The 3,682-nt window shown below is 69.7% G+C and carries 3 protein-coding genes and 1 pseudogene; 1 reads left to right on the forward strand and 3 read right to left on the reverse strand.

Annotation, left to right across the window (positions count from 1 at the left end; all coding sequences use genetic code 11):
• Window positions 1–6: 6 nt before the first annotated feature.
• Window positions 7–1,026, reverse strand: coding sequence for a glucose-6-phosphate dehydrogenase (coenzyme-F420) (gene fgd / locus VGC18_RS11850; RefSeq protein WP_331097596.1), 1,020 nt, complete (start codon window positions 1,024–1,026; stop codon window positions 7–9).
• A gap of 206 nt (window positions 1,027–1,232) precedes the next feature.
• On the reverse strand, window positions 1,233–1,727 hold the full coding sequence (gene coaD, locus VGC18_RS11855; protein WP_331097598.1) for a pantetheine-phosphate adenylyltransferase: 495 nt from the start codon (window positions 1,725–1,727) through the stop codon (window positions 1,233–1,235).
• A 114-nt stretch (window positions 1,728–1,841) separates the two neighbouring features.
• Between coaD and VGC18_RS11860 the strand changes: the two genes are divergently transcribed.
• Window positions 1,842–3,248, forward strand: coding sequence for an HNH endonuclease signature motif containing protein (locus tag VGC18_RS11860; RefSeq protein ID WP_331097601.1), 1,407 nt, complete (start codon window positions 1,842–1,844; stop codon window positions 3,246–3,248).
• Window positions 3,249–3,352: 104 nt separating this feature from the next.
• Here the strand turns inward: VGC18_RS11860 and VGC18_RS11865 are convergent.
• Window positions 3,353–3,682 (reverse strand): annotated as a pseudogene (locus tag VGC18_RS11865) (ATP-dependent DNA helicase RecG); the annotation flags it as partial.

Below are 3,682 nucleotides of genomic sequence, written 5' to 3' on the forward strand. Positions count from 1 at the left end.
CCCACGCTAGAGCGCGCGCAACCTCGGGGCCAGGTCCTTCTCGAACAGCTCCAGGAACCGTCGCTGGTCCTGCCCCGGGCCGTGGAACACGAGGTGGTTGAGCCCGGCATCCACGTACTTCTTGATGTCGGCGACCACCGCGTCCGGATCCGAACCGACGATCCAGCGCGAGGCGATCGTCTCGATGGGGAGCGCATCCGCCGCCCGCTCCATCTCGATGGGGTCGGTGATGTCGTGCTTCTGCTCCTTGCCGAGCGCGAGTGGCGACCAGAAGCGCGTGTTGTCCAGCGCGGTCTCGTACGAGGTGTCGTAGGAGAGCTTGATCTCGATCATCCGGTCGATCTCCGCGGGGTCGCGTCCCACCTTCTCCGCTCCCTCGGCGACCGCGGGGATGAGCTGCTCGGTGTAGAGCTCCATGCCCTTTCCCGAGGTGCAGATGAAGCCGTCGCCGGCCCGTCCGGCGTACCGGGCGACGACGGGACCGCCGGCCGCGATGTAGACCGGGATCGGCGAGGCGGGACGATCGTAGATGGATGCCCCGTGGGTCGAGTAGTACTCGCCCTCGAAGTCGACCCTGTCCTCCGTCCAGAGCCGCCGCATGAGCGACACCGCCTCGCGCAGCCGAGCGAACCGCTCCTTGAAGTCTGGCCAGTCCTGCGGGCCGGCGCCGCGGAATCCGGTCGCGATCTCGTTGAGGGCCTCGCCGGTGCCGACGCCCAGCATGATGCGCCCGGGATAGAGGCAGCCGAGGGTCGCGAAGGCCTGCGCGATCACGGCGGGGTTGTAGCGGAAGGTCGGCGTCATCACCGAGGTGCCGATCTGGATCGTCGACGTGCGCTCGCCGACCGCCGCCATCCAGGCCAGGGAGAACGGCGCGTGGCCGCCCTCGTGCCGCCAGGGCTGGAAGTGGTCGCTGACGGCGACCGACTCGAGGCCGTGCGCCTCCGCGGCGACCGCGATCTCCACGAGCTCACGCGGATCGAACTGTTCTGCGGATGCCTTGTAGCCGAGCTTCAGGGGAAGCATGGGGTCCTTTCACTCAGTGCCGTGCGGATTGACGACCCGCCGCTTTTCCGACGATACCCGGCTCGCCCGTCAATGCACATTTCCCGGGAACCGAACGGCCAGAACGACGGCGGGGCTCGGCCGACGGCGGGCGTGTCGGCCGCGCACGTGTCGGCCGCGCAGGTGTCGCCGGGTCGGAGCCGGTCAGATGTCCTGACTCGGGACGGCTAGTCCGTCTGCGCCGGCTTGTTGAGGAAGGCGGCGACGGCCCTCGGAACGTAGGGGCTCACATCCCCGCCGAGCGCGGACACCTGCCGAACGAGCGAGCTCGAAACGTGGGCGTGGGCGGGGTCGGGCAGCATGAAGATCGTCTCGACACCGCCGAGGTTGCGGTTGATGATGGCCATGGGCGTCTCGTAGGCCACGTCGACCTGCGAACGCACACCCTTGACGAGGACGCTGGCGCCGACGTCGGTGCAGTAGTCGACCAGCAGGCCGACGCTCCAGGAGGTCACCAGGATGTTGTCGGGAAGGCCGGCCTCGGCGATCGACTTCTCGATGAGGGCCACCCGCTGGGCGACGGGCAGGAGAGCGGTCTTCGCCGGGTTGTGCACGACGAGCACGTGAAGCTGGTCGAAGATGCCCGCCGCCCGTTCGATCACGTCGAGGTGGCCCAGGGTTACCGGGTCGAAGGAACCAGGGACGACAGCGATCCTGCTCATGCTTCGAGACTATCGGGTCGGCGTTACGGATTTGTGATCTTCGGGCGCGTCAGCGGCGGATTCGCCGCCTGCGAGCGACCCGGAAATGTCGGTGGTCTGGTGTTGAGTGGTGCCATGAAAGAGGCCATCGCCACCGACGGACCGCCGCTCTCGGCCGTCCTGACGGAGACGTTCGACGGCCTGATCGAGACGATCGTCGCCACGGAGCGCATCCTCGCCTCCACGACCGCCCTGCGCGCCGAGCTGGTCGACCAGGCGAGGGTCTGGAGCGAGATCCGCGCGACGATGTCGTCCGACGGCCGCCGTCAGGGCGGCTGGGATGCGAGCACCGTCGCGCGACGAGAGCTGGTGACGGAGCTCGCCTGCGCGCTGCGGATGCCGGAGCGATCGGTCGAGAACCTCATCGCGCAGAGCTCGTCGCTCGTGCACGACCTGCCCGCGACCCTTGCCGCCCTGAAGGACGGCGAGATCGGCTACCGGCACGCGACGGCGCTGATCGACCATGCCGATTCACTCCCGGACGGCGAAGGCCTCCCGGTCATGCGGCGGGCCTTCGAGGAGGCGGCCCTGCCGTTCGCGAAGACCCTCACGGTGGCGAAGTTCGACCGCAAGGCGCGGATGCTGCGGGAACGCGCCCATCCGGAGACCATCGCGCAGCGCCACGCCGCCTGCGTCGCCGACCGCTCGATCGAGCTCTCGCCGGGCAGGGACGGGATGTCCTGGCTGACGGCGTATCTCCCCGCCGCCGAGGCGCAGGGGATCTACAACCGGATCACCGACATCGCAATGGGGCTCCGTGACGAGCGGGTGCTGACCGACGAGGAGAGGCCGCGCACCCTGACCCAGCTCCGGGCCGACGTGTTCGCCGAGCTCCTCATCGACGGCACGACGGACGGCTCGACGGATGGCCCGATGGGCCGGTTGACGGAGGAAACCGCCGGCGCCGGGTCCGACGCAACGTCCGATGCGTCCGCACCCGCCCTCACCGACCGACTTCCCATCGACCGGCTGCCCCTCGGCAGTGGTCTCCGTGCCAGGGTCCTCGTCACCGTGCCGGTGCTGACGCTGCTGGGCACCGGCGACGAGCCGGCGACGCTCGAGGGCTACGGGCCGATCGACCCGGAGACGGCCCGCAGGCTCTGCGCGGGGGCACCGAGCTTCACCCGCATCCTCACGCACCCGGAGACGGGCACGGTGCTCTCTGTCGGCCGCGATCGGTACGCGGTCCCCGCCGACCTGCGGACCTGGCTGCGGATTCGGGACGAGACCTGCCGCTATCCCGGCTGCGGCCGCGGCGCGTCCCGGTGCGACCTCGATCACAGCCTCGACTGGCAGTACGGCGGTCTCACCGCGCACGGGAACCTCGCGCACCTCTGCCGCGCCCACCACCGGCTGAAGCACCACACCGGGTGGACGGTCGACCCACCCGACGACGGTCGGCTGACCTGGACCTCCCCCACGGGCCGCCGCTACACGACCGAGCCGGCGACCCGGATGCGGGCGGCACCCGAGTTCGAGTAGCAGTCGGCCCAGGCCGAGACCCAGCTCCGTCCTTCCGCTCGACCATTGGCGAACGCTAGGTCCCTGGGAAGAAGCAATTGCGAGCGCCAGGTTTTCCCGAGCGCTCAGTTCTTGGCGAGGAAGTCGCGGCTGGTCTCGTCCAGTCTGCGGGCGAGAGCGGTACGCAGCGCAGGGTGTTCGGCGAGACCGGGGTCGTCGTCGAGCAGCCGCTGGGCGATGGCCCGTGCCTCCGTGATGAGCTCGCCATCCTTCGCCACGCGGAGCAGGCGGAGGGAGGACCTGCCGCCCGACTGCGTGCTGCCCAGCACGTCGCCCTCCTGCCGGAGCTCCAGGTCCTTCTGGGCGAGCTCGAATCCGTCGAGGGTGGAGGCGACCGCCTCGACCCGTTCGCGGGCGACCGTGCCATTCTCGGCATCCGTCACCATGAGGCAGAG

The organism is Lacisediminihabitans sp., assembly GCF_036404185.1.
Classification (GTDB): Bacteria; Actinomycetota; Actinomycetes; order Actinomycetales; family Microbacteriaceae; genus Lacisediminihabitans.

Coding starts and splice junctions, on each gene's coding strand:
- VGC18_RS11860 (WP_331097601.1), top strand. CDS start 1,842: ATGAAAGAGGCCATCGCCACCGACGGACCGCCGCTCTCGGCCGTCCTG.
- coaD (WP_331097598.1), bottom strand. CDS start 1,727: ATGAGCAGGATCGCTGTCGTCCCTGGTTCCTTCGACCCGGTAACCCTG.
- fgd (WP_331097596.1), bottom strand. CDS start 1,026: ATGCTTCCCCTGAAGCTCGGCTACAAGGCATCCGCAGAACAGTTCGAT.